Here is a 25,947-nt window from a genome sequence, read left to right on the forward strand (position 1 = left end):
CGCTGGGGACTCGACAGACGAGCCCCCAGCGGAATTAACATTCCAGTCGACTTATTCAGCAACCCAGAAGATATAGTCCGCCTGGTAGGTCACTACCGCGGTGGCTCCGTCGTGATCCATATCGCAGGTGACGTCCGGGGCAACACCACCCTGGGTGTTCAGGCGCTGAATGTAGCTAACACCGCTCATAGCACCTTCGCCTTCAGCCGGGTTGGCTTCCACAAATTGAAGTGGAATGTTGCCATCACCATTAGCGGCCGTGGCTAGCTGAGTGCCGGTAATTTTTGAGCCATCCAACGCTTCCCAGGTGGCTGGCGGGCCGTAATAGCTTCCTACCTGTGTGCCTTCGCTGTCGTTAAGCGCAGCGTGGGGGCCTTTGAATACCCAGCCCATGTTGCCGTCGTCCTGGGTTTCGCACATGTAGGTAATAGCGCCAACGCCTACGGTTTCGAGAGCGACGGTGTTGCCGTCCGGCACCTGGACTTCCGCGGGCGTCATGTCTGCCAGCGCGACGTGACTGAAGGATGCAATCAAGGTAGCGGCGAGTGCTGCACGCGTAAGAGGTTGGATGGTCATTTTCAGTCTCCTAAAAGGGTTTTTATCAGCCGCCTTAAATAGCGCCTGTATAGGGATTACCCGCGAGGAGACGTATTGGATGCACTTTTATTGAAAAAAATAAGATGGGCGATTATTGGCTTACCCCATCTACCACCACCTGCCGCGGGCAGGCACTCCCCTGTAGATCAAAAAGATGGCAATGCTGGCCCGCTAAACCCAAGTCGATCGTTTGGCCTTCGGTTAGTTGCGTTAAGCCATCCAAACGCTGGGTTAAGGTAGCGTCTATACCGTCTACCTGCAGATGCGCCAGGGTTTCGTAACCCAGCTTTTCCGCCACCATTAATCTCGCTGTCAGCCGAGCCTCCGCCTGTTCGGGCGATACAAAATCTTCTGCCCGCAATCCCAAAGTGGCGCCATCACCGGAATGGAGGTGCTTGCCATTGACCGCGACCGTCAGTGTCTCCCCGTTAGGCAAACGCACCACCGTTTGGCGCTCACCTGGGTCGACTACCGTAACCGGGAAGGTATTGATGCGCGGCGAACCGATAAACTCCGCTACCTCTAAGGTTTTGGGAAAGTGATAAAGCGAGAGAGGCGCACCTACCTGGGCGATTCTTCCCCGGGAAAGCAGCACAATGCGGTCAGCCAGCGTCATCGCCTCCACTTGGTCGTGAGTCACGTAGATCATGGTGGCGTTCAAGCGCTTATGCAGCGCAGCGATCTGCACCCGCATATCCACCCGCAGCGCGGCGTCCAGGTTAGAGAGCGGCTCATCGAACAGAAACACGGCAGGCTCTTTGACCAGCGTGCGGCCAATGGCTACCCGCTGGCGCTGACCGCCGGAGAGGTCTTTAGGCTTACGCTCCAATAGCTCGGTGAGATGCAGCATCTCAGCGGCGTGTTGAACGCGGCGACGAATTTCCGCTTTGTCGGTGCGGGCCAGCTTCAGGCCAAAGGCCATATTCTCGGCCACGCTCATATGCGGGTAGAGGGCGTAGGATTGGAACACCATGCCGATGTCCCGCTCCTGGGGCGGAATCTCGTTGATTCGCTGACCATCCAGCTGCATATCCCCTTCGCTGATATCTTCAAGCCCGGCAATCATGCGCAGCAGCGTGGATTTTCCGCAGCCGGAGGGGCCAACAAACACCACGAACTCGCCGTCTTCGATGGTGAGATCGATATCCCGCGAGACTTCCACGCCATCAAAAGATTTACCGATACCACTTAGCGTTAGACGTCCCATAGTGCGTTCTCCTCTAGCTGGGAGCAGCGGGCAATGGCCACGCCATAGGGCGGAAGGGACAGTTGCGGAAGCGACAGTTGGCTGCCCTGCCACTCACCGGTTAGCCACGCGGGGGCACCGGCAATGGCTTCAGCGCCTTCAGGCGCCGAACGGGTGACCGTTCGACCGCTAAAATTCAGAGCAATTAGTAACCGTGTTTGCTGGTAGGTGCGCTCAAGACAGAGCACATCGTCACGCACAGCGTGATAGCGCACATCGCCCTTCACCAACGCAGGCTGAGTACGACGGAAGGCTAAAAAATCGCGGTAGGCATTGAGCAATGAATCAGTGTCGTTATCTTGCTGATCAACAGCGAGATTAGCATGAGTATTAGGCACCGGCAGCCAAGGTGTGGCGCTGCTAAAGCCCGCATGATGGGCATCGGCCTGCCAGGGGTGCGGTGTTCGGCAGCCATCGCGGCCTTTATAAGCGGGCCAGAAGGTAATTCCCGCAGGGTCAACCAACTGTTCAAACGTTAGCTGAGCTTCGGGCAGACCCAGCTCTTCACCTTGATAAAGGCATACGCTACCGCGCTGAGTGAGTAGAAACACCATATAAAGGCGCAGCTTATCCAGCTGCCCTTCTGCCTGCCAGCGAGTTGCCAGCCGCGTCACGTCGTGGTTGCCCAGCGCCCAGCAGGGCCAGCCATCGCCAATGCGTGCTTCCATTTCGGTTAGCGTTTCGTGCAAGTAGCCGGGGTCAGATTTATCGGTGAGCAGGTTGAACGAATAACACATGTGTAGCCGCTTGCCGCCCTGGGAGTACTCCGCCATCACGCCCAAGGCGTCGTCATCGCCTACCTCGCCCACGCTGGTGGTACCGGGGTACTCATCCAACAGAGCGCGCAGCCGCTCCAGAAACACCAGGTTTTCGGGCTGGGTTTTATCGTACTGGTGAAGCTGGTAGCCGTAGGGATTGTCGGGGCGAACGCCTAGAAAACTTTCGGTAATCTCCTGGCGCGGCGGGTTATCTTTTAGCTCGCCGTGGGTGCAGAAGTTCACCGCATCCAGCCGGAAGCCATCCACGCCCCGCTCTAGCCAGAAGCGCACTTCCTCCAGCATGGCATCGACCACCACAGGTGTGCGGAAATTTAAATCCGGCTGACTAGCCAGGAAGTTATGCAGATAGTACTGGCAGCGGCGGGTGTCCCACTGCCAGGCGCTGCCGCCAAACACGGATTGCCAGTTAGTGGGCGGCGCGCCATCGGGCTTAGGGTCAGCCCAAACGTACCAGTCGGCTTTGGGATTATCACGACTTTGGCGACTCTCTTCGAACCAGGCATGCTGATCGGCAGTGTGCGACATGACTTGATCGATGGTGACTTTTAGCCCCCTGGCATGGGCACCCTCGACTAAACGGTCGAAATCCTCCAGGGTGCCAAACATCGGATCAACATCGCGATAGTTGCTGATGTCGTAGCCGAAGTCTTTCATCGGTGAGGTAAAGAACGGCGACAACCAAATCGCATCGACGTTAAGCGAGGCGATGTAATCAAGTTTGTCGATCACGCCTTTTAAGTCGCCAATGCCGTCGCCGTTGCTGTCCATAAAGCTGCGTGGGTAGATTTGATAAATCACGGCGCCGCGCCACCAGTCGGCCCCTTGGCTACCAACGTAGTGGGAAGTAGAGGTTGTCTGCATCATTGTTTTGTCCTTGCCATAGTTCTTGTCACAGTTCTTGACATAGTTCTTGCTGGTTACTCGGCATGATGCAGGGTTGCTCACAAGATAAAATCCTCCCCCCAGGGTGACTCTGGGCGTAGGCGTTAGGAGTAGCCCGTCTGTCGACTTATTCCCCCTGAATATGCGCCAGCAACTGTCCCGCCAGGGCAATCGCTTCGTCGCGGCGTCGAATATTCTGCTTTTGATAGAGGCTGCGGATATGGGTTTTGATGGTGGTAGGCGCCACCGACAGCTGCTCGGCGATCTGCTCATTGGAAAGCCCGGCATGAATCAGCCCCAGGATTTGCCACTCCCGGCGAGTGAGCGGCGAAGTGCGGATCAGCTCGGGGACATCTGGCCGGGCGACAATATCAGCGATCACCGTTTCATCCAGCATTAAGCGTCGGGCGCTGCCAAAATCCTTCTGGCGCCCCGCAAGCGCCAGCAACCGCTCTGCCCTCGCCTGCTCTAAGGCATCCAAGGTGCCGCTGTCGAGCAACCGATTGAGCAACTCCCCAAGGGGTTTGCCCAGTCGCAGAAAGCTGCCCACCAGGGCGGTGCGGGAAGCCAAGCTCAGCGCTTGATGCATATGCTGGCAGGCATGCTCTTCTCTTCCTGCATACCACGCCGCTGCCGCGAGACAGATCTGGTTGCGGTTGGCATCCGTGACCAGCCCCAAGCGCTGAGTGTGCACTTCAAGGGCCTCTAATAGCATGCAGGCTTCATCAAAGCGCCCCAGCAGCGTGAGCGCCCGAGCGTGGTTGCGCACATTGCACTGGGAAAAGTGGTTGGTGGCCCCTTCAGTAATGGGGGACGGCGCTTCCTGGCGCCAGCGCTCTACCGCATCAAGATCCTGGGTGGAGTGCCACCAGGCCAACAGGGTAGCGTGAGCATTCGCCACCCAGTCAATATGGTAATCCCCTTCTGCGAGAATTTTGCGCAGCCGCCGAATATGGTCAGCGCACTGGGCTTGGTCGCCACGGCTTTGGGCGATTTTGGCCAGTTGGATATGACACTGAAGTGTCCAGCGCTCCCCCTGGTTATCCAGCACGGCGATGCCTTTCAGCGCGGCCTGCTCGGCTTCATCCAGCCGGTGCCACTCCCAGAGTACCTGACTGCGAATGCGGTAGAGAAACTCCGCCACGGGCAGGTGCTCAAGCTCCGCGCGCTCCAGGTGGGCAAAGGCGCGCTCCTGAATATCGTAGGCGGCCTGTAGGCGCCCCTGAGCCACCAGCGTCTCCGACTGATGGCAAAACGACCAGAGCAGCAGTTGATGATCGCCACGCTGGCGGGCCTGACGCTCTACCTCGCGCACCCGCTGCAGCGACTCTTCCAAATAGCCCAGCACAAAGCGCGCCTCGCTTAAGATGGCAGTGGCAGTCAGCGGCGTGGAAGCTAAATAGCGGGCGGGCACGGCTAGCGCTTGCTCGGCCAGCGGTGCGGCTCGCTCGGCATCGCCCTGGTTAATCGCTAACTGGGCGCGCAGCGTAGCGAATTCAGCGCTGAGCAACTGCCACTCTGACGCGTGCAACTGTGCTTCAATCCAGCCAATTACGCGTGCGGTAATATCAAACTGAAACTGAGCATGGGAGACCCAGCCATAGAGCAGCGTGTGTTCCGGACAGGTAGAGAGCCGCGGCTCACCGAGCAGGGCGAAGCCCTTGGCCAACAGTGAATAGGCGCCGCTTGCCAGCAAGGCGGGTCCATGGGCGGTCAGTAGGCTTGCCACATCATCGGGGGCCTCGGCGAGTATCGCCTGGCGCAGAGCCATCACCGGATCGTTCAAGGCTAACCACGCCTGGCTTGCGCGCTGGTGCAGCACGCGCTGGGTGGCCAAACTAAGCTCATGACGGCGATGACGGAGGTACTCGCCAAACAGTCGTTGAAAGCGGTACCACTGAGCATGCGGGTCTGGGCGTTCAATAAATAGCCCCGCTTGTTCAAAGGCCTCCAGGCGCTGGGTCAAGCGCTCCCCTTCCAGTAGTCGGGCCATAAGCTCGGGGGAAAAGCGCTCCAGTACCCCCAGTTGCAGCATTAGCTCTCGCTCTTCCAATGGCAGTGCAGCGGAGAGCAGTTCGTCAAACCAAGCGGCAAAGTCTGGGTGGGCACCACTTAACCGGTCAACCAGGGCGTCAAACCCTGCCCGCGTGGTGGTGCGCTCTACCAGCCAGCTCAACGCCATTACCCAGCCACCGCTTCTGCGCAGTGCACGCTCCAGGCTGACTCGCGTGGGGGGAAAGCTCAACTGTTCGGCACACAGGGTTTGCGCCTCCTCGCTGTCAAAGGCCAACGCGTGAAGGTCGATCTCTTCGAGTTCACCTCTTAGCCGCAGGCTTGCCAAACCCAATGCTGGCCTTGAGCGGCTGGCCAGCGTTAACGTTAGCCAAGGCGGCTGATGACGCAGCCAGTGGGCGATCCCAGCTAAGATATCCGGGTGGCTAAGGTGCTCAAAATTATCCACTACCAAACGACACGGCGAGCGCTGCTCAGGCAATTCGCCAAGCCAGCGCTCTAACTGCTCCACGCAGTCTCCATCGTCTGCCACGGGTGAAAGCCGTATGTGCTCGATTAACAGTCCATCGAGCGCTGCCTGCCAGTAGGCTAAAAACCGCGCGGGTTGGTTGTCGCGCTGATCCAAGCCTAGCCAAGTGGCCTCTTGCTCCAGCGCGGGCAGCCGCTCAGCCAGCAGCGTGGTTTTGCCATAGCCTGGAGGCGCCTGCACCATCAGTAAGCGGACACGTTCATCTAACCCGAAACGGTCATTAAGGCGCGGCCGGGCCACTACACCAAGCGGTAGTGGCGGCGCTTTTAATTTCTCTTGCAGTAGTGACATAAACGCTCCTGAGCAACCCTGCTAGCCCTCCATAAATACTATTCACAAATTCTTTTAAAGCTATAAAAAAGCCCGCGACATGTCGCGGGCAAAGTGCATTGGAGAAGAAACAGTTAAACGCTAACCAACTTACATCGGTTTAGAACCATACCTCGGTCTGAACGCCGAAAGTCCACTGACCACCGGTAAAGCCTTCGTTGCCCAGTGAGCTGGCACCGTAGTTGTTAAGGTCGTCATCCCAATCGCTGAAGGTGGTGAACAGACGAATCTCAGGACGCTGCCAGAAGCCGCCGACTTCAGGCTTGAAGGTGGGCGCAATCGTGAATTTGCTGAAGCCACCATCCACGGCGTTACGACCGCTATAACCCTGGGGATCGAGATCCATCCACTGATAGCCCGCTTCGTACTGCATTTCGAAGTTCTGCGTTAACTCGTTGGCTAGGCGCACGTTGAGCCCTGCCCAGTTGTACTTATCGCCCTGGGCATAACGGTCTTCGCTGGTTTCAGCCAGAATGGAGGGGGCAACGCGCCACTGCGGGGCAATATAAGTGGTGCCATAGAGCGCTAGGCGCGTGGCGGTAGCGTCATCAGTTAGATCACCCCGTGAACCAATACTTTTGGTCTCGGCGCCTAACCCCTGACCATGCAGCACGGCCGCTTTGAAACTACCCTCGCCCATGCCGAAGAAGCTGTCGCCATGATAAGCAATCATGGTGTGGAAACCAGTATCGGCAGCAGTTTGGCCGACATCAATGTCGCGCTCGTCGTTGTCTGCAGCGGACATACCGTTGACCATCCACTGCCAGTTGCCGAAGTAGTTGTTGGAGGTCAGGATCAGGTTGTCGGTGTCGCCTTCAAGACCGGGGTTCTCGCGGTCAACAATCGGATAGTCAGAAAAACTACGGCCATAAATCGAGAGGTTAGATTTCCAGTTGTCTGCCAACTGCATGTCGTAGATACCGCCACCGGTACCGGCCAGGAAAATCACATCACTGTCGAGCCAATGGATATCGAAGTTATCGCGGTCAAAGCGCTTACCGGCCCAGATAGAGGCGTTTTCAAATGCGCCGGTAAAGCTGGGAAGATCGCTGAATTCAGCAAACACTTGGCGCACGTTGAGATCGGACTCGCCACCAGTCCAGTCATTGCTGGAGGTCGTGCCGTCAGCAATCATGGTGCGATAAAGCGCTTTGGCGCCGTTATCGAACTGCATGCGGTAGTTGAAAATAGCTTCAGCGTAGGTGTCCGGCTCATTGCCTAAACGGCCAACGGCGCCGCCCTCTCCACCCGCGGGTGTCAGGTAAGGGCCAGCATTCTCGCTTTTACCATCTTCGCCAATCAACAAGCCTGAACGCGCATAAACGTTGAACGAGAAACCCTCTTCGCCATCGGCGTAACGCTCCACCCGAGCCAGACGCTCTTCGATCTCCGCGTCGCTCTCTGTCGCCACGGCAGTCGACTGTGATTGCTCGGCAATCTCGGCACGGCGCTCGGCGGCATCAGCGCGCTGTTCCGCGGCTTCAATGCGGGCTTCAAGCTCGGCAAAGCGTTGTTCCATGGTCATTTGTGCCGAAGCAGCACCGCTCATTCCCAAGCTGGCGGTGGCAATAGCAATGGCTAACGGCGTTTTAAATGTCATTTTATGCATTGTTTTGAGTACCCTATTGTTATTGGCAAGCGGTTGTTTATTAGCGCCTGTTTTTAAGCGTCTGCCTGTAAGCGCTTTTGCCTAAATCGATTAAGATCGAATCGATAACACTTCCCTTGCACGGTTCACCCAGGAGGTAGTGGCTTTGCTGCTAAACGCCACGGCGCTTAAGGAAAGGTAGCCAAAACTTAATCGATTAAGTCTCTTTTTACCAACGGCTAGTTGCTAATTAGCGACTAATGTCTAAGGAACGATTTTATTTAGTGAAAACTGAACAATGCCGTTAGACAAAAGTCGCTATTGAACTTCCTCGATCAAAGCGGCTAACTGAGCAGCACAATCTTAATCGATTAAGATAAAGATTAAGAGAGCCATTGAACAAACGTTGAGTTTGTGAATTAACGCTAATTTAGAAGCCACACCATCCACAACAATAAACGTCGAGGTACGCCGTTATGAAAAAGACTTTAATCACTACCGCCATCGCAGTAGCCAGCACGCTGAGTGCAACAAGCCAAGCTCAGGCTGAAGAACTCACCATTTCCTGTGGCGCAGTCGGCGCAGAGCTGACGCTGTGCCAGGAAGGCGTACGCGCCTGGGAAGAGAAAACCGGCCATAGCGTCGATGTTGTTTCAACGCCCAACTCCTCCACCGAGCGCCTTTCGCTCTACCAGCAGATCCTTTCGGCTAACTCCAGCGATATCGATGTGATGCAGATTGACGTGGTGTGGCCCGGCCTACTCGCCAATCACCTACTCGACCTCAAAGAAGTGCTTGGCGATGACGCCGCTGCCGGGCACTTTGACACCATCGTCACCAACAACACCATCGATGACCGTTTAGTCGCCATGCCGTGGTTCACCGATGCGGGCGTGCTCTACTACCGCGAAGACTTGCTGGAAAAGTATGGCCATGACGTGCCAAAAACCTGGCAAGAACTCACCGAAATTGCCCGCGAGATCAAAGACGCCGAGCGCGCTGAGGGCCAAGACGGTATGCAGGGCTATGTCTTCCAGGGGCGCTCCTATGAAGGTTTGACCGTTAACGCCCTTGAGTGGGTAGCCAGCTTTGGCGGCGGCACAGTGGTGGAAGCCGATGGCGAAATTAGCATTAACAACGAACACGCCGCAGAAGCACTCGACCTAGCCGCATCGTGGATTGGTGATATTTCGCCTAACGGTGTGCTCAATTACACCGAAGAGGAAGCGCGCGGCGTCTTCCAAAGCGGCGGTGCCGTGTTTATGCGCAATTGGCCCTACGCCTGGGCACTGGCCCAAAGCGAAGACAGTGACGTTCGCGGCAAAGTAGGTGTTACCCAACTGCCCGCAGGTGGCGAAAACGGCCAAAGTGCCGCTGGCCTGGGCGGCTGGAACCTGGCGGTATCGCGCTACAGCGAACACCCCGAGCTGGCCGCCGACCTGGTCGCCTTCCTGACCGGTGAAGAGGAACAGAAGCGTCGCGCCATACAGGCCTCTTACAACCCCACTATCGACGCCCTCTACCAGGATGACGAAGTGCTTGAAGCCGTGCCCTTCTTTGGCACCCTTTACGACACCTTCGTCAATGCGGTCGCTCGCCCCTCTGCCCCCACCGGTGATGCTTATGGCCGGGTGAGTAACGCCTTCTTCAGCACCTCCCATGACGTGCTTTCCGGCACTAAAGATGGCACTCAAGCGGTCGCTGATCTTGAAGACGAATTGGCTCGCCTGAAGCGTCGCAACTGGTAACCCTGGAGCCTTTCCATGTCGACCTCCATCAAGCATGATGACGCGCCCGCCGGGGCGCGTTCTTTCACTACCAAGCCGCGCCGGGGCACTAAGGTTCGCCGACAGCGGGTTAAAGCCGCCTGGCTTTTTTTAGCCCCCATGCTGATTGCGTTAACCCTGGTCGCTGGCTGGCCACTGGTGCGCACCTTTTTTCTCAGCTTCACCGATGCATCACTGTCAGATTTAGGCGCTGCCAATCTGATTGGCTTTGAGAATTATCTCGTCTATGACGATGGCCGCTGGTATGGGGTACTGGCCGACTCGGTGTGGTGGCAGTCGGTATGGAACACCGTCTACTTCTCGGTGGTGTCGGTATCGCTGGAAGTGGTTTTCGGGGTCATTGTGGCGCTGATTTTGAACGCCGAGTTCAAGGGGCGTGTAATTGTGCGCGCTGCGGTGCTGATTCCCTGGGCAATCCCAACCATTGTTTCCGCGCAAATGTGGGCATGGATGCTCAACGACCAGTTCGGCATCATCAACCATATGCTGATGGGCCTGGGTGTGATTGACGCTCCCATCGCCTGGACGGCTAACGCCACCTACTCCATGTGGGCGGTAATTATGGTCGATGTATGGAAAACCATTCCCTTCGTGGCGCTGCTGGTGCTTGCGGCTCTGCAGATGCTGCCCAAGGATTGCTATGAGGCCGCCGAGGTAGACGGCATTCACCCGCTGCGGGTGTTCTTCAAAGTTACCCTACCGTTGATTACCCCGGCGTTAATGGTCGCGGTGATCTTCCGCCTGCTGGATGCGCTGCGTGTCTTCGATGTTATCTACGTACTCACCTCCAACTCCACCAGCACCATGTCGATGTCGGTATACGCCCGCCAACAGCTGGTCGAGTTTCAGGATGTCGGTTACGGCAGCGCCGCTTCTACCCTGCTGTTCTTGATCATTGCCCTGGCTACCGTGGCTTACCTCTACGTTGGGCGTAAACAAATCCAATTGGGAGGCGACTAATGAATACGCGTCAGTTGGCCAAAATAGCCAAGCGCATCGGGTTTTGGGCGCTGATTGTGCTGATCATGGTGTATGCCGTTTTTCCCTTCTACTACGCGGTGGTCACCTCGTTAAAACCGTCGAGCGACCTGTTCCGGGTTGAGCTATGGCCTTCGAACTGGAACTTCGATAACTACATCAGCATCTTCACCCAGACCAGCTTTCTGCGCGCCATTTTCAACTCAATCATCGTCGCGTTTAGCGTGGTGTTCATTGCCCTGCTACTCGGCATTACCGCTTCTTACGCCCTGGGCCGCGTGCGCTTTCGCGGGCGCTCTACGGTGCTGCTGGTGATTCTCGGCGTTTCGATGTTTCCCCAGGTGGCGGTGCTTTCCGGGCTGTTTGAGGTGATCCGTGCGCTCAACCTTTACAACAACCCCGCCGGGCTGATTTTAAGCTACACCATCTTCACCCTGCCCTTCACCGTGTGGGTGCTGACCACCTTTATGAAGCAGCTACCCATGGAGCTGGAAGAGGCCGCCATTATGGACGGCGCCACACCCTGGGTGACCATTACCAAGGTATTTCTGCCGCTCATGTGGCCTGCCATGGCGACCACGGGACTGCTGGCATTTATCGCCGCTTGGAACGAGTTTCTGTTTGCCCTCACCTTCACACTCACCGACACACAGCGCACGGTGCCCGTTGCCATCGCGCTGCTGTCAGGCGGCAGCGCCTACGAACTGCCCTGGGGGCCGATTATGGCCGCTTCTGTGGTGGTCACGGTGCCCCTGGTCGTATTAGTGATTATCTTCCAGCGCCGCATTGTGTCAGGCCTTACCGCAGGCGCCGTTAAAGGCTAAGGAATGTTTATGTCAACGATGGATACTAAGATGCAAGACAACACACTCTGGTGGCGCGGCGGCGTTATCTACCAGATCTACCCGCGTAGCTTTATGGATAGCCGCGGTGACGGTATTGGCGATCTTAACGGCATTACTGAAAAACTCGATTACGTGGCGTCACTAAACGTGGACGGTATCTGGCTATCGCCGTTTTTCACCTCGCCAATGCTCGATTTTGGCTACGACATTAGCGACTACTGCGACGTCGACCCCATGTTCGGCACCCTGGCGGACTTTAAAGCGCTGCTGGAAAAAGCCCACTCGCTTGGCCTTAAGGTGATGATCGACCAGGTGATTAGCCACACCTCGGATCAACACGCTTGGTTCCAGGAGAGTCGCCAAAACCGCACCAACCCCAAGGCCGACTGGTTTGTATGGGCTGACCCCAAGCCGGACGGCACGCCACCCAACAACTGGCTATCGATTTTCGGTGGCCCGGCGTGGACGTTTGATTCACGCCGCCAGCAGTACTATATGCATAACTTTCTAACCAGCCAGCCGGACGTAAACTTCCATAACCCGGAAGCACGGCAGGCGCAGTTGGATAATATGCGCTTCTGGCTGGATCTGGGCGTTGATGGTTTCCGCCTCGATACGGTTAACTTCTACTTCCACGACGCCGAGCTGCGCGACAATCCGCCGGTTCCCAAAGGCGAAGCCAAAACCCTGGGCGCTCCGGAAACCAACCCTTACACCTGGCAGCGCCACGTTTATGACCTTAGCCGCCCGGAGAATCTCGACTTCTTGAAAGACCTGCGGGCGTTAATGGATGAATATCCGGGCGCCACGACAGTGGGTGAAATTGGTGATGATAACCCCCTGGAGCGCATGGCCGAGTACACCGCAGGCGGCGACAAGCTGCATATGGCCTACACCTTCGACCTACTCAACACACCCCACTCGGCGCGCTATATTCATGAAGTGCTGGAGCGCTTTCAACGCCTGGCAGGCGACGCCTGGCCCTGCTGGGCAACCTCCAATCATGACGTCGTACGCAGTGCCACCCGCTGGGGCACTGGCGAAGACCCCACCGCCTACCCTAAAGTGGCCCTAGCCATGCTCTGCTCGCTGCGCGGTAGCGTCTGCCTGTACCAAGGCGAAGAGCTCGGCCTGCCGGAAGCCGACGTGCCCTTTGAGCGCATCCAAGACCCCTACGGCAAAGTGCTCTGGCCGGAATTCAAAGGTCGCGACGGTTGCCGCACGCCAATGCCCTGGAACGATAGCGAACATGGCGGTTTTTCCAGCGTTGAACCTTGGCTCCCCATAGAGACCAGTCATCGGGATATGGCGGTCAGCCGCCAACAGGATGATGCCAACTCCACCTTGAATGCGCTGCGCAGCATGCTGGCCTTCCGTCGTCAGCACCCCGCACTGTTCGATGGTGACTTAACGCTGGTCGATGTAGGCGAAACGCTGCTCGGTTTTAGCCGACAAAAAGGGGAAGAAACACTGCTGTGTGTTTTCAACCTCACCGCCGAAGCGCAGACGGTTAATCTGCCACTAGCGATTGAATGCGATTTGCAGGGCCACGGCTTTACCCCCCAGCGCGACGGTGACAGCCTGACGCTACCGGGGTATCAAGCGGCCTTTATGCGCGTCGTCTCATAAGCTCTAAACAACAACAGGCCGACCCAGAAGACATAAGCATTGAGGTCGGCAAGGAGTCACCTATGGCAAGTGTTACGCTTAGTAAGATCAACAAAGTGTTTGGCAGCGATCACATTATTAACGATGTGGACCTACATATTGGCGACGGCGAATTTGTGGTTTTCGTTGGCCCCTCCGGCTGCGGCAAGTCGACCCTTTTGCGCCTGATAGCCGGTTTGGAATCGATTAGCGATGGCGACCTGAGCATGGATGACACCGTGGTCAATGACTTGCCACCGCGGGAACGCGGTGTGGGCATGGTGTTTCAATCCTATGCGCTCTACCCGCATATGACCGTTTACGACAATATGGCGTTTGGCCTGAAACTGGCCAAGACCGCCAAAGAGACCGTGCACGAGCGGGTCATGAGCACAGCAAAGATTCTGCAGCTTGAAGAGCTGCTGCACCGTAAGCCAAAAGCCCTTTCCGGGGGCCAACGCCAGCGGGTGGCCATGGGCCGTGCCATGGCGCGTGAACCGCGTATTCTGCTGTTTGACGAGCCACTCTCCAACCTGGATGCCTCGCTGCGGGTACAAATGCGTAACGAGATCGCACGGCTGCATAACCGCCTTGGTTCCACCATGATTTACGTGACCCACGACCAGGTGGAGGCCATGACCCTGGCCGACAAAATTGTGGTGCTCAATGGCGGACACGTTGAGCAGGTAGGCAGCCCCCACGAGTTGTACCAGCGCCCGGCGACGAAATTCGTTGCCGGGTTTATCGGCTCGCCCACCATGAACTTCATGCCCGCAGAGTTACTCGCTGGTGACGCCAACGGCTGTCGTGTGCGAGCCGTAGGAGTTGGCGAGCTCGCCCTGCCCCAGAATGCCCAGCAGCGGCAAAGCGGCGAAGCATTGACCCTCGGCATTCGCCCAGAGCACCTATGCTTAGCGGCACCCACTGATGACAACTGCTTCGATATCGTCAATGTCGAGTATTTAGGTAACGAAGTTTACGTCTACCTTGAGCCCAAACAGGGCGACACGCTGTTGATTCATCGCAGCGAAGCGCCCAGCCAGTGGCAGGAAGGCCAGCAGGTGTCGCTGGCAGCGGATTGGGAAAAAGTCCACCTGTTTGATGAGAGCGGTGCAGCACTGACGTTATCCACTCAACAAGCAGCGGCTTAAGCACAAGAGTCAACCAAGATACCCGCTTTAACGACCCTCTGTGTGTGCCTAACCTTCCCTTCGCTTATCATGGGGAGTGGCAGCACACAGCGGGTCGATTTTATTATGCACATCCTTTGAATAGCTAATCTTCAATTATTAAAAAAGCCTGTATAAGGAAGTACCGTGACTGATCAGCGCCGTATGACACTCAAGGATCTTGCGCAGGAACTCAACGTCTCCACTGCCACGATTTCCAATGCCTTTAACCGGCCGGATCAGCTTTCTCCAGCCCTGCGCGAACGCATACTCAAAGAGGCGAAAAGGCTGGGGTACAGCGGCCCTGACGCCAAAGCGCGCAGCCTGCGCACCGGCCGCTCGCGGATTATTGCGGTGATTCTTGCGGAAAGCCTGACCTACAGTTTGAACGACGCCGTGGCCAGCGAGTTTTTATCAGGGGTTGCCGAAGTTCTTGATGCCCACGGCCACACGCTGCTGTTATTGCCGGGTCGCGGCCATGCCTCACAGCCGCCGGGCTCCGCCAATATCGCCGATGGCTTTATCGTTTATGGATTAATGCCCAACAATAAGCTGCTCGATGAACTGCCCGCCCAACGCACCCTGGTGGCCGTCGATTTTGATATTGAAGGCTGCCCGACGGTGCATATCGATGATACAGCTGCTAGCTATAAAATCGCCCAGCATGCGCTTAACCAGTTGCCCAAACGCCCGGCGATTATCAACCTGCGCTTAACCAAAGAGGTCTGCAACGGCCGCGTGACGGCCGAGCACACGCTGCTGCCCAACACCAGCACCATTAGCCGTGCCCGCCTTGAGGGCTTTCATAACGCGCTGAGTGAGCAAGGTGTGGATGTGGCGCAAGTGCCGCTCTGGAATATCGAGGAGAATACCTTTGAGGTGTGCTCGCCGGTGATTGCCGAGATTCTCGACCAGCCACTAGAACAACGGCCAGACCTGCTGCTGTGCATGTCTGACCGTATTGCACTCACGGCGCTAACGCTGGCCGAGCAGCGCGGTATACGGGTGCCGGAAGAGTTACGCATTACCGGGTTCGATGGCATTGCTGAAGGACAGTACCGCGCACCGCGTTTAACCACGGTGCGCCAGGATAGCGTGGGCAAAGGGCGAGTCGCAGCGCAGATGATTCTTGGCCGCATCCCCCTCGCCCAGCAGTTGCTGCAAACGGAGTTACTGCTGGGCGATACCTGCCCTTAGATTGCGTTAATTAGCAGTGCATTACCTGGCAGTCGCCTGCATGGCCAGCGCGGTATCCAGCATGCGGTTGGAGAAACCCCACTCGTTGTCGTACCACGCCATGATTTTAACCAGACGCCCATTCACGCGGGTGTGATTAGCATCGAAGGTCGATGAGTTAGCATCGTGGTTGAAATCAATAGAGACCAGCGGTTCAGCGTTAACGGCTAATACCGGTGAGTTAGCCGCGGCTTTCTCCACGATGGCATTAATTTCTTCTTTAGTGGTATCGCGACTGGCAGTAAAGGTCAGATCCACCAGCGAGACGTTGATCACCGGCACGCGGACGGCCAAGCCGTCAAATTTACCCGCCAGCTCTGGAAGCACCAAGCCTACCGCTGCGGCAGCGCCGGTTTTGGTCGGGATCATGGAGTGCGTTGCACTGCGCGCCCGGTAGGGGTCAGAGTGGTAAACATCCGAGAGGTTCTGATCGTTAGTGTAAGCGTGCACCGTGGTCATCAAGCCGTTTTCGATACCGACTGCATCGTTCAACGCTTTGGCCACCGGCGCTAGGCAGTTGGTGGTGCAAGAAGCGTTAGAGACCACCGTGTGCTCAGCGGTCAACACTTGGTCATTAACGCCATACACAATCGTCGCATCAGCGTCGGGGCTGGGTGCGGAAATCAGCACGCGCTTGGCACCCGCTTCGATATGCTTGGCCGCCGCCTCGCGCTTGGTAAACAACCCGGTGCACTCCATCACCAGATCGATATTCATCGATGCCCACGGCAACTCCGCTGGATCGCGCTCTGAGGAGATGGCGATACGATCACCATCCACCGTGATGCTCTCGGCGTCGTGTTCTACCTTAAAGGGGAAGTGGCCATGCACGGTATCGTGACGCAGCAGGTGGGAATTTAGCGAGGGGTCGCCGAGATCGTTAATGGCGACGACCTGTACGCGGTCACGGTAGCTGTTTTCGTAAAGGGCGCGCAGTACATTGCGGCCAATACGGCCAAATCCGTTAATCGCAACTCTTATTGTCATGATAGCTCCTCAATTGACCAATAGTAACAATCTGCATCTTTAGTAAAAAAATTACTAAAAATACGTATTTAAGCGTCATGAGGCCGATAAACAGCGTTTCAACCGCCCCAAAAGGCTAGTAAATATCCAATATGTAGTAAAATTACTATATAAACGCTATCGTAGTCCAATACTAAATTGCCCACAATCCCTTTACTCAAGGAGAGCGCCCATGACGAATGCGACCTCGAATACAGCAACACCGGCGTCTACCAACCCTCATTCCCATACGCCTTTAAGGCGCACCAAAATTGTTGCCACACTCGGCCCCGCCAGTGATCGCCCCGGCGTGCTGGAAGCGATGCTAAAAGCCGGTGTGGATGTGGTGCGGCTTAACTTCTCCCACGGCTCGGCAGACGACCACCGCCGTCGCTTAAGCGAAGTCCGCGAGATCGCCGAACGCCTTGGCCGCAGCGTTGCTGCGCTGGGTGACCTGCAAGGGCCGAAAATTCGTATTGCGCGTTTTGTCGAAGGCGCCGTCAACCTCGATGTCGGCCAGGCATTTGTCTTGGACATGGCGCTGGACGCCAATAGCGGCACTGCAGAACGCGTCGGCTGCGACTATCAAACACTGGCCGATGATGTCATTGAGGGCGACCGCCTACTGCTCGACGATGGCCGTTTGGTACTCGATGTCACTCGTGTAATTGGACAAGAAGTGCATACCCGCGTTCACGTAGGCGGCAAGCTCTCCAACAATAAGGGCATTAACAAACAGGGAGGCGGACTCTCAGCGCCCGCCCTTACTGAGAAAGATAAGGCCGATCTAAAAACCGCTATTGAGATTGGCGTTGACTACTTAGCCGTCTCCTTCCCGCGCAGCGCCGCAGATATGCAAGAAGCCCGCGAGCTGCTTGGCGAAGCCGGGAAAGAGATCGGCCTGGTGGCTAAGCTTGAACGCGCCGAAGCGGTTGCCGACGATGCTACGCTGGATGGCATCATTGAAGCCTCTGAGGCGGTCATGGTGGCCAGGGGCGACCTGGGCGTTGAGATTGGCGACGCCGCGCTGATTGGTACTCAGAAGCGCATTATCAAGCACGCACGCACACTCAACCGCGCCGTCATTACCGCCACCCAAATGATGGAATCGATGATCGAGTCGCCGCTGCCCACCCGCGCCGAGGTCTTCGACGTGGCTAATGCGGTGCTCGACGCCACCGATGCAGTGATGCTCTCTGCGGAAACCGCCGCAGGTGACTACCCGGTGGAAACCATCGAAGCGATGAACCGTGTTTGTCTGGGTGCCGAGCGTGAGCGTCTCGCTCAGGAGTCAGGCCACCGTATTCATGAGGGCTTTGAGCGCATCGATGAAACCATCGCGCTATCGGCGATGTATGCTGCGAATCACTTATCCGGCGTCAGCGCCATCGCTTGCATGACCTCCACAGGCTATACACCGCTGATTGCATCGCGCATTCGTTCCGGCCTGCCTATCGTAGGGTTGGCTCACAGCCCTATCGCCCAGCGGCGTATGGCGCTCTATCGTGGCGTGGTTTCAATTCCTTTCGACACCACCGAGATGGATCCGGCCAACCTTAACCAAGAAGCATTGAAATGCTTGCAGGCACAGGGATTTATCCACCCTGGCGAGCATGTCATTCTCACTCGCGGCGACCATATGAATGCCCATGGGGGCACTAATACGATGAAAATCCTTGCCTTTGATAGTGAGTAACGGTCTAACCTCTGTAGCGAGCTTTTAGCTTTTGCGACCTTTAAAAAGAAAAGCCATTCGGCCATAAGACCGAAAGGCAATAGAAACATGAGGGAAGTGACGAAATGAGTGACGCGCAACCGCCCCGCCAAGCCATCCGTACGCTGCAAGCGCGCAAGCGTATTGCGCTAATTGCCCACGATGGCAAGAAGAGCGAAATGCTTGAGTGGGCAACTCGCTGGAAGGATACGCTGAGCCAGCACGAATTGATTGGCACGGGAACAACGTCTAAGCGGCTTAAAACCGCGTTAGGGTTAGAAGTCGAGGGTCTAATGAGCGGCCCCCTGGGCGGTGACCAGCAGATTGGCGCTCGGATTGCGGAGCAGCGGCTGGATGTGCTGATCTTCTTCTGGGATCCCTTCTCGCCCCAGCCCCACGACCCGGATGTCAAAGCGTTGCTGCGTTTAGCGGCGCTGTGGAATGTCCCCGTTGCCTGCAATGCGGCGAGCGCCGACTTCGTGCTCTCCTCGCCCTACTTGAGCGAGAGTTACGATATGTCGATACCAGATGCAGCAGCTTGGGCCCAGGCGCGCACGGTTTAACGCCGGTGCAGATGACGCGCCACCACCTGCAGCCCGCTCTCATAGTGGCCGTTCATAGCAGCTAGGGCACAGCGCAATGTTAACTCGGCAATACGGTCATAATCCTGTAGCGCCGAGTTCACTGGCTGAGGAAGGAAATCCAGCAGCCGGTGATCACCAAAGGTGGCCAGACGAATATTTTCCGGCAGACCGCCGCGCTCCAAGAATACATCAAACACCCCTTCCATCAGCGTATAGGACGCTGTCACCAGTGCGTCGGCACCGCCCTGTTCATCCAGCAATTGAATCGCTAAACGCGCCCCTTCGCTACGTTCATAGTGCGACCCGGTAAGATAAAGCGGTTCAATCATGCTACCTTCAAGGGCCGCCTGAAAACCCACCCGCCGCTCACAGCTAACCGACAGCTCCGGCATCGCTTCCAACCAGGCAATACGCTTGGTCGCCGCTCCGATCACCGAACGGGTCAACGTCTTAGCCGCCTCCTGATCGTTACTCACGACACTGGCAAAGCGCGTCGGGTTGAGGCCACGGTCCATCCCCACCACGCACCATCCCTCGTCTACCAGGTCGGCATAAAAAGTATCGTCGCTAGGCAAGCAACTGGCGGTTATCAACACCTCACAGCGTTGCGCACGCAGCGCCAACGCGAGTGTCCGTTCACTCTCTGCACAGTCATCTGAGCTTACGATCAACAGCTGATAATCCTGCTCCCGTGCACCCCGCTCCAGGCGTTTGGCTAGGCGAGCATAACTAATGTTCTCCAAATCCGGCACGATAAGCCCCAGCAAGCGGCTTGCACCCCGGCGCAGCGCAGCCGCCTGAGGGTCAATGTGATAGCGGTGTTGCCGCACCACCGCCATCACTTTTTCAATTGTCGCTGAGCTAATGCGGCGCTGCTCGGCCTGACCATTAATGACGTAGCTAGCAGTGGTGCGCGAGACGCCGGCTAGCCGGGCAATATCGGCAAGTGTCATGCGGTTTCCCCCTGGTGTGACCGGGCAGTTTATCAGCAAGTTAGCGCCTACCAGACCAAAGTCTAAACGCCCAAACCTTGTGTCATTCAGTGAATCGATTCAGCATAGCACTATGCTCAGCTTTAAAAGCACCATACCCAGATTTAATGGCAAGGATAAACCGACTGAAACGACACGGTTCATCTCATTGGCATCAACGCCATTACCATGATCATTTAACGACGATCACTTTATGTACACGACGCTGCGTCGACGCTACCCCATTAAAATGCCGACAGTGCGCGTTTACAGGAGAATACTATGTTGACACTCGGCCCCGATGACATCTTGCTAGGCCGCCACGCCGACAGCTGGCAAACCGCTTTGGACAGTGCCGCTGAGGCGCTGGTTGAGGCCGGATTGGTTGAGGCCGAGTACCGCGACGGCCTACACGCCCGCGAGGCACAATCATCAACGTTTCTAGGCAACGCCATCGCAATACCCCACGGTACACCGGAAAGCCGTCAGTATGTGAAGCAGACGGGCGTGCGCGTGTTGCAGTTTCCACAAGGGATCGAGTGGCACGACGGCCAGCAGGTGCACGTACTGGTAACGATTGCCGCCCAGAATGATGAGCACCTGGATATTCTGCGCCAGCTCACCCATGTGCTGGATCGCGAAGGCGTTTCCGAGCAACTGGCAAACGCCACCTCCGCGGCAGATGTAGCGCGGCTGCTTTCGAAACCAGCATTAGAACCGCGCCTGGATGCCGACACCCTATGCGTCAACTTTCCGGCACGCGACCCACAAGAACTCGCTCTGGCTGCAGCCGCCCGCTTACGCCAAAGCGGCTGTGTCGATAACAGTTTTATTTCCGCCGTCGCCGCGGCACAGCCGACCTGGTTAGGTAAAGGGCTGTGGCTGGCTAGCAGCGCCCAGGGCGTTAACCAGCCCGCGCTTGGGGTGGCCACACCTGCTGAACAAACCCTGGAAAGTGCTGGTCATCCGGTGCATGCGTTGTTCTGCCTGGCCGCCCATGGCGATGCCCACCGCCCCCTGCTAGAGCAACTGATGGCGGTGTTGGAAAACAGCGAAAGCCAAAGCCTGGTGGGCAAAACCAGCGATCAGCTGTTAGCCACCCTGGCGGGCGAAACCGCAAATACCCAAACCCGTCGGGTACGGGTGCTCAACCCCCATGGGCTGCACGCTCGCCCCGCCAAACAGTTGGTACAGATAGCGCGCGCCCAAGCCATGCCGATTCAGGCACGCTTGGAAGAAGGCAGCGCCACCCCGGTTTCCGCCGCCAGTCTAACCAAAGTGATTGGCCTGGGCGCACGCCGCGGCCAGTGGCTGGTGCTGTCAGCCGAGGGTGAGCAGGCAAACGCGGCGCTAGAGGCCGTCGCCGAGGCTGTTGAATCGGGCCTGGGAGAAAAAGTAACGCCCTTTGACGGCGGCTTTGATAACACGCAGGAAGCGAGCACCGCTACACCGGCCGTTGAGCCTCTCGCTGCCGATACGCCCCACGCCGGCGTGGCCGCCTCGCCGGGCTTGGCCATTGCGCCAGTATTTGTCATTCGCCCGATGCAGTTCGAGTACGCCGAACACGCCAGCGACGCTGAACACGAAATCAGCCGTTTAAATAGCGCGCTGAAAGAGGGTGCCGCCCAGCTGCAGACATTGGTGCATAACGCCCCCGGTGGCGAAGTCGCCGATATTCTTTCAATGCACGAAGAGATGCTCGACGACCCGGAGCTCCATCACGCGGCGACGGATGCCATTCGTGAAGGGCGCTCGGCGGAAGTGGGCTGGTGGGAAGCGATTGAAACCGCGGCCCACGCCCAGGAGATGCTCGCTGACCGCCTGCTGGCCGAACGCGCTGCCGACCTGCGCGACGTAGGTCGCCGGGTGTTGGGCGTACTCTGCGATGTGACGCTCCCCGAACCGCCGGATCACCCTTATATTCTGGTGATGGACGATATCGGCCCTTCCGATGTGGCCCGGCTGGATACTTCCCGTGTCCGCGGCCTGCTTACCGTGCGCGGTGGCGCCACGGCACACAGCGCTATTCTGGCCCGTGCACTGGGCATTCCCGCCGTGGTGGGCGCGGGTCAAGCGGTGATGGCGCTTAACAACGCCAGCATGATGATTCTGGATGGCGAGCGTGGCCGAGTGACGTCGCAACCTTCCGAAGAGCGCCTACAGCGTGCCGAGCAGCAGTTACTAGACCTCCAGCAGCGCGAAGCCGATGCCTGGGAAAGCCGCTTCGAGGTCGCCCAAACTCGCGATGGGCACCGTGTGGAAGTCGCCGCCAACCTGGGCAACACTGCCCACGCCGCTGATGCAGTGGAGCGCGGTGCTGAGGCCGTTGGCCTGCTGCGTACTGAATTCCTGTTCATGGCCCACGCCAGCGCACCAGACTTAGCCACTCAGATTAGCGAGTACCGTCAGGCAATTGATGCCCTGGATGGCCGCCCGCTGGTAGCGCGCACATTAGATGTCGGCGGTGATAAGCCACTGCCCTACTGGCCGGTACCCCAAGAAGACAACCCCTTCCTGGGTCTGCGCGGTATTCGCTTAGCGCTGACACAGCCCGATGTGCTCGAGACCCAATTGCGTGCGTTATTGATGGCAGGCAAGGATAGTCCCCTGCGGATTATGCTGCCGATGGTCAAAGATATCGCTGAGTTCCGCGCTGTAAAAGCCATCTACGATCGCCTACTCAAAGAGATCCCTACTTCCCAGCGCGCCACCGATGTGCAGTTGGGGGTGATGATTGAAATACCCTCTAGCGCGCTGCTGGCACCCAGCCTCGCCGCCGAGGTGGATTTTTTCTCAGTAGGCACTAATGACTTAACCCAGTACACCCTGGCTATCGACCGCGGCCACCCGGAACTCTCTGCCCAAGCCGATGGTTTGCACCCTGCTGTGCTGCGTTTGATTCAAATGACCGTGGCGGCTGCCCATACCCAAGGCAAATGGGTCGGCGTGTGCGGCGAATTGGCCTCAGATGCCGTAGCCATTCCGGTGCTGGTAGGCCTGGGCGTGGACGAGCTTTCCGTCAGCGCGCGGCAGATCCCGCTGGTTAAAGCCCGCCTGCGCGAGTTTGACTTCGCTGATGCCCAAGCCAGCGCTCAGTTAGCGCTGAATCAGGCGACTAGCGATAAAGTGCGCGATGCACTGGAGGCGCGCTAATGGCCCGCGTGCTATGCATTACCCTGAACCCGGCACTGGATTTGGCGTTTACTCTTGACGCCTTGGTGCTAGGCAGCGTCAACCGTCCCACCAGCGCGCAGTTAGAAGCGGCAGGCAAAGGCGTTAACGTTGCCCGCGTATTGGCAGGCCTTGGCCACGACGTCACCGTCAGCGGCTTTTTAGGTGCCGATAACGACGCTCCCTTTCAATTGGCATTTACCCAGTACTCCCTGACCGACGCCTTTGTGCGCGTGCCGGGAGAAACCCGCATTAATGCCAAAATTGCGGAACAAAGCGGCCGCGTTACCGATATTAATGGCCCCGGCATGCCCATTGACGCCACGCATTTGCAGGCGCTGATCGACACGCTAAATACCGAGCTTTCCAGCGCGACGCCCCCCCAGGCGGTCGTCGTGGCGGGCAGCCTGCCCCCCGGGCTGTCACTGGTCGATTTCAGCGCGCTGTTAAACCACTTAAACGCCAGCGGCGTACCGCTCTGGGTAGATACCAGTGGCCCGGCACTCAATGCGGCCATAGCGACTCACCCCGCCGGTGTTAAGCCTAATGAAAACGAACTGGCAGAGTGGGCGAGCGAAGATATGACCTCTTCTGATGCTCGCTTGAATGCGGCTAAACGGCTGCATAAAAGCGGCATCGCTCATGCACTGATTTCAGCGGGTGCCGAAGGGGTGCTGTGGGTTAACGCTCAAGGTGCCTGGCACGCTACACCCCCTAAGGTCACCGCGACGAATACCGTTTGCGCCGGCGATACCTTCGTCGCGGGCATGCTCCACGGCCTGCTGACTCATCAGAACGGCCAGCAAGACGCTGAACAGACGCTGCGCTTTGCCACCGCGCTCTCGGCCGAGGCCGTGCGCCACGTTGGCGTGGGCAACCCCCACGCTGCCGATTTCGATTCACTCCAACAACACACCCGGATACGGCGTCTTGACGACACCATCACCGAGGGAGCCACGCTATGAATATTATTCTGATTACCGCCTGCCCCAGCGGCATGGCGACCACCTTCCTCGCGGCTAAGCGCCTGGAACAAGCCGCCCAGCGCCAAGGCTGGTCGGCGCATGTGGAAATGCACGGCGAAGTCGCGCCGCTCCAGGCCGCTACTGCCGAGCAGATTGCCAATGCCGATTTGATCGTGGTCGCCGCCGATCACGTGCCTGCCCCAGAGCGCTTTGAAGGCAAGCGGCTATTCCAAGCACCGATTGCCAGCGCACTCCCCGATCCCAGCGCTTTTCTAGCCCAGGCTAAGCGTGAAGCGCCGATTTATAGCGCACCTGCCGCCTCTACTACTAGCGCATCTACCGCTGCAAACAGCGCGGGTGGCAAGAAAATCGTTGCCGTCACTGCCTGCCCCACCGGCGTGGCGCATACCTTTATGGCCGCCGAAGCACTCGCAGAGGCGGGCAAAGCCATGGGCCACGCCATTCGCGTGGAAACCCAAGGCTCGGTGGGCGCACAAGATAAATTGACCGAAGAAGAGATCGCCGACGCCGACATAGTCGTATTGGCCTGCGATATCGACGTTGATCCGTCGCGGTTCGCTGGTAAGCGCATCTACCGCACTTCTACTGGCAACGCGCTAAAAAAACCACGCCCCACGCTTGAAGCTGCGCTCAGCGAGGCCGCCATAGAGAACGGCAGCAGCAATGCGGGCACAGCAAATAAGAGCGTCAAAGAGAAAGGCGTTTATAAGCACCTGCTCACCGGCGTTTCCTTTATGCTGCCGATGGTCGTAGCGGGCGGCCTGCTAATTGCACTCTCCTTTGTGTTCGGTATTGAGGCCTTTGAGCAGGAAGGCACTCTGGCCGCAGCGCTGATGCAGATCGGCGGTGGCACCGCCTTTGCACTGATGATTCCAGTGCTGGCCGGTTATATTGCCTACTCCATCGCCGACCGCCCCGGCATCGCACCGGGTATGATTGGTGGCATGCTGGCGGCCAATATCGGCTCCGGCTTTATCGGCGGTATTTTGGCGGGTTTCCTGGCGGGCTACGTGGCGCTGGCGGTTACTCGCTACGTCAAACTGCCCTCTAGCGTTGAATCCCTGAAGCCGATTCTGATCATTCCGCTAGTCGCCAGTTTGGTCACCGGCCTCACCATGATCTATGTGATTGGCGAACCGGTCGCGGCGCTGCTTAATGCTCTGACCAGTTTCCTGGAGTCCATGGGCTCCACCAACGCTGTGCTACTGGGTATTCTGCTCGGCGCGATGATGTGTTTCGATCTGGGTGGCCCGGTCAACAAAGCGGCTTACACCTTTGGCGTAGGCCTGCTAGCCTCTGAAACTTACGGCCCCATGGCGGCGATCATGGCGGCGGGAATGGTACCTGCCATTGGTATGGGTATTGCCAGCTTTGTAGCGCGCAACAAGTTCTCGGCACCGGAGCGGGAAGCGGGCAAAGCCTCTTTTGTACTGGGCCTCTGTTTTATCAGCGAAGGCGCGATTCCCTTTACGGCGAAAGACCCGCTACGAGTTATCCCCGCTTGCATGGTGGGCGGCGCACTCACAGGCGCCCTCTCGATGCTGGTAGGCGCGCAACTCATGGCTCCTCACGGTGGTATCTTCGTACTGCTGATTCCCAACGCCATTACCCCGGTACTGCTCTACCTTGGCGCTATTGTGGCTGGCTCGTTGGTGACGGGTTTAAGCTATGCGTTTATCAAACGTGATGCGGCCCAGGTAGCACTCGCCACCTAACCGCTGTTACCAAAAAATGAGGGCAGGCGAACATGCCTGCCCTTTTAAATACGTCGCTTTACGCATTTAATACCTTTTCACGCCACTTATACCCTCTACTCTTTGTCATTTTTTATGTAGTATTTTTACATAACCTACTTTTTGATCACCAATTCACCTATAACAAACGGATCAT

General features: G+C 57.4%; 18 protein-coding genes. 11 read left to right on the forward strand and 7 right to left on the reverse strand.

The annotated features are described in order from the left end of the window. Window positions 1–51: 51 nt before the first annotated feature. From K7H09_RS10840 to K7H09_RS10860, 5 genes are all read right to left on the reverse strand, one after another. A complete protein-coding gene (locus K7H09_RS10840) occupies window positions 52–576 on the reverse strand; it encodes a DUF3455 domain-containing protein (RefSeq protein WP_041158625.1) in 525 nt (174 codons plus the stop codon). 112 nt (window positions 577–688) lie between these two features. Next, complete coding sequence (ugpC, locus tag K7H09_RS10845) at window positions 689–1,804, reverse strand: sn-glycerol-3-phosphate ABC transporter ATP-binding protein UgpC (RefSeq protein WP_230804623.1); 1,116 nt, start codon at window positions 1,802–1,804, stop codon at window positions 689–691. Then, window positions 1,792–3,486, reverse strand: coding sequence for an alpha-amylase family glycosyl hydrolase (locus K7H09_RS10850; RefSeq protein ID WP_039859196.1), 1,695 nt, complete (start codon window positions 3,484–3,486; stop codon window positions 1,792–1,794). Before K7H09_RS10850 ends, ugpC begins: the two co-directional genes overlap by 13 nt. A gap of 145 nt (window positions 3,487–3,631) precedes the next feature. Next, window positions 3,632–6,337: an HTH-type transcriptional regulator MalT gene (gene malT, locus K7H09_RS10855; RefSeq protein ID WP_230804625.1), complete on the reverse strand. Its 2,706-nt coding sequence runs from the start codon at window positions 6,335–6,337 to the stop codon at window positions 3,632–3,634. 139 nt (window positions 6,338–6,476) lie between these two features. Next, window positions 6,477–7,985 carry a carbohydrate porin gene (locus K7H09_RS10860; protein WP_041158629.1) on the reverse strand — a complete coding sequence of 503 codons (1,509 nt, stop codon included), beginning with the start codon at window positions 7,983–7,985 and terminating at the stop codon, window positions 6,477–6,479. A gap of 455 nt (window positions 7,986–8,440) precedes the next feature. Here K7H09_RS10860 and K7H09_RS10865 point away from each other — a divergent pair, with 455 nt between their 5' ends. From K7H09_RS10865 to K7H09_RS10890, 6 genes are all read left to right on the forward strand, one after another. Then, the gene (locus K7H09_RS10865; protein WP_022523019.1) at window positions 8,441–9,712 is read left to right on the forward strand and encodes an ABC transporter substrate-binding protein; all 1,272 of its coding nucleotides are present in this window, start codon (window positions 8,441–8,443) and stop codon (window positions 9,710–9,712) included. 15 nt (window positions 9,713–9,727) lie between these two features. Beyond that, on the forward strand, window positions 9,728–10,711 hold the full coding sequence (locus K7H09_RS10870) for a carbohydrate ABC transporter permease (protein WP_035580168.1): 984 nt from the start codon (window positions 9,728–9,730) through the stop codon (window positions 10,709–10,711). Further along, window positions 10,711–11,553, forward strand: a complete 843-nt coding sequence (locus K7H09_RS10875; RefSeq protein ID WP_035580176.1) for a carbohydrate ABC transporter permease — start codon at window positions 10,711–10,713, stop codon at window positions 11,551–11,553. Before K7H09_RS10870 ends, K7H09_RS10875 begins: the two co-directional genes overlap by 1 nt. A 30-nt stretch (window positions 11,554–11,583) precedes the next feature. Next, the gene (locus K7H09_RS10880) at window positions 11,584–13,203 is read left to right on the forward strand and encodes an alpha-glucosidase family protein (RefSeq protein WP_041158672.1); all 1,620 of its coding nucleotides are present in this window, start codon (window positions 11,584–11,586) and stop codon (window positions 13,201–13,203) included. 62 nt (window positions 13,204–13,265) lie between these two features. Continuing rightward, entirely contained in the window at window positions 13,266–14,372 is a 1,107-nt protein-coding gene (locus K7H09_RS10885; RefSeq protein ID WP_022523015.1) for an ABC transporter ATP-binding protein, read from the forward strand. A gap of 165 nt (window positions 14,373–14,537) precedes the next feature. Next, window positions 14,538–15,587 carry a LacI family DNA-binding transcriptional regulator gene (locus tag K7H09_RS10890; protein WP_009287088.1) on the forward strand — a complete coding sequence of 350 codons (1,050 nt, stop codon included), beginning with the start codon at window positions 14,538–14,540 and terminating at the stop codon, window positions 15,585–15,587. Between the two features lie 21 nt (window positions 15,588–15,608). Here K7H09_RS10890 and gap read toward each other — a convergent pair whose 3' ends face one another. Further along, complete coding sequence (gap, locus tag K7H09_RS10895; protein WP_041158631.1) at window positions 15,609–16,613, reverse strand: type I glyceraldehyde-3-phosphate dehydrogenase; 1,005 nt, start codon at window positions 16,611–16,613, stop codon at window positions 15,609–15,611. 211 nt (window positions 16,614–16,824) lie between these two features. Between gap and pyk the strand changes: the two genes are divergently transcribed. Beyond that, window positions 16,825–18,327: a pyruvate kinase gene (gene pyk, locus K7H09_RS10900; protein ID WP_041158632.1), complete on the forward strand. Its 1,503-nt coding sequence runs from the start codon at window positions 16,825–16,827 to the stop codon at window positions 18,325–18,327. Window positions 18,328–18,431: 104 nt separating this feature from the next. After that, window positions 18,432–18,908, forward strand: coding sequence for a methylglyoxal synthase (locus tag K7H09_RS10905; RefSeq protein WP_022523012.1), 477 nt, complete (start codon window positions 18,432–18,434; stop codon window positions 18,906–18,908). Here the strand turns inward: K7H09_RS10905 and cra are convergent. After that, entirely contained in the window at window positions 18,905–19,882 is a 978-nt protein-coding gene (gene cra, locus K7H09_RS10910; RefSeq protein WP_041158633.1) for a catabolite repressor/activator, read from the reverse strand. The genes K7H09_RS10905 and cra overlap by 4 nt on opposite strands. 300 nt (window positions 19,883–20,182) lie before the next feature. Here cra and ptsP point away from each other — a divergent pair, with 300 nt between their 5' ends. From ptsP to K7H09_RS10925, 3 genes are read left to right on the forward strand one after another with little or no spacing between them, the layout of a single operon-like run. After that, the gene (gene ptsP / locus K7H09_RS10915; RefSeq protein WP_230804627.1) at window positions 20,183–23,053 is read left to right on the forward strand and encodes a phosphoenolpyruvate--protein phosphotransferase; all 2,871 of its coding nucleotides are present in this window, start codon (window positions 20,183–20,185) and stop codon (window positions 23,051–23,053) included. Continuing rightward, window positions 23,053–24,036: a 1-phosphofructokinase gene (pfkB, locus tag K7H09_RS10920; protein ID WP_041158635.1), complete on the forward strand. Its 984-nt coding sequence runs from the start codon at window positions 23,053–23,055 to the stop codon at window positions 24,034–24,036. The genes ptsP and pfkB overlap by 1 nt, the downstream gene beginning before the upstream one ends. Further along, window positions 24,033–25,772, forward strand: coding sequence for a PTS fructose-like transporter subunit IIB (locus K7H09_RS10925; RefSeq protein WP_230804629.1), 1,740 nt, complete (start codon window positions 24,033–24,035; stop codon window positions 25,770–25,772). The genes pfkB and K7H09_RS10925 overlap by 4 nt, the downstream gene beginning before the upstream one ends. The last annotated feature ends 175 nt before the right edge of the window (window positions 25,773–25,947 follow it).

Source organism: Halomonas sp. IOP_14, from assembly GCF_021021315.1.
Taxonomy (GTDB): domain Bacteria; phylum Pseudomonadota; class Gammaproteobacteria; order Pseudomonadales; family Halomonadaceae; genus Vreelandella; species Vreelandella titanicae.

Coding starts and splice junctions, on each gene's coding strand:
- malT (WP_230804625.1), bottom strand. CDS start 6,337: ATGTCACTACTGCAAGAGAAATTAAAAGCGCCGCCACTACCGCTTGGT.
- gap (WP_041158631.1), bottom strand. CDS start 16,613: ATGACAATAAGAGTTGCGATTAACGGATTTGGCCGTATTGGCCGCAAT.
- K7H09_RS10925 (WP_230804629.1), top strand. CDS start 24,033: ATGAATATTATTCTGATTACCGCCTGCCCCAGCGGCATGGCGACCACC.
- ugpC (WP_230804623.1), bottom strand. CDS start 1,804: ATGGGACGTCTAACGCTAAGTGGTATCGGTAAATCTTTTGATGGCGTG.
- K7H09_RS10860 (WP_041158629.1), bottom strand. CDS start 7,985: ATGCATAAAATGACATTTAAAACGCCGTTAGCCATTGCTATTGCCACC.
- ptsP (WP_230804627.1), top strand. CDS start 20,183: ATGTTGACACTCGGCCCCGATGACATCTTGCTAGGCCGCCACGCCGAC.
- K7H09_RS10865 (WP_022523019.1), top strand. CDS start 8,441: ATGAAAAAGACTTTAATCACTACCGCCATCGCAGTAGCCAGCACGCTG.
- K7H09_RS10880 (WP_041158672.1), top strand. CDS start 11,584: ATGCAAGACAACACACTCTGGTGGCGCGGCGGCGTTATCTACCAGATC.
- K7H09_RS10870 (WP_035580168.1), top strand. CDS start 9,728: ATGTCGACCTCCATCAAGCATGATGACGCGCCCGCCGGGGCGCGTTCT.
- K7H09_RS10875 (WP_035580176.1), top strand. CDS start 10,711: ATGAATACGCGTCAGTTGGCCAAAATAGCCAAGCGCATCGGGTTTTGG.
- K7H09_RS10840 (WP_041158625.1), bottom strand. CDS start 576: ATGACCATCCAACCTCTTACGCGTGCAGCACTCGCCGCTACCTTGATT.
- K7H09_RS10850 (WP_039859196.1), bottom strand. CDS start 3,486: ATGATGCAGACAACCTCTACTTCCCACTACGTTGGTAGCCAAGGGGCC.
- K7H09_RS10905 (WP_022523012.1), top strand. CDS start 18,432: ATGAGTGACGCGCAACCGCCCCGCCAAGCCATCCGTACGCTGCAAGCG.
- cra (WP_041158633.1), bottom strand. CDS start 19,882: ATGACACTTGCCGATATTGCCCGGCTAGCCGGCGTCTCGCGCACCACT.
- pfkB (WP_041158635.1), top strand. CDS start 23,053: ATGGCCCGCGTGCTATGCATTACCCTGAACCCGGCACTGGATTTGGCG.
- pyk (WP_041158632.1), top strand. CDS start 16,825: ATGACGAATGCGACCTCGAATACAGCAACACCGGCGTCTACCAACCCT.
- K7H09_RS10885 (WP_022523015.1), top strand. CDS start 13,266: ATGGCAAGTGTTACGCTTAGTAAGATCAACAAAGTGTTTGGCAGCGAT.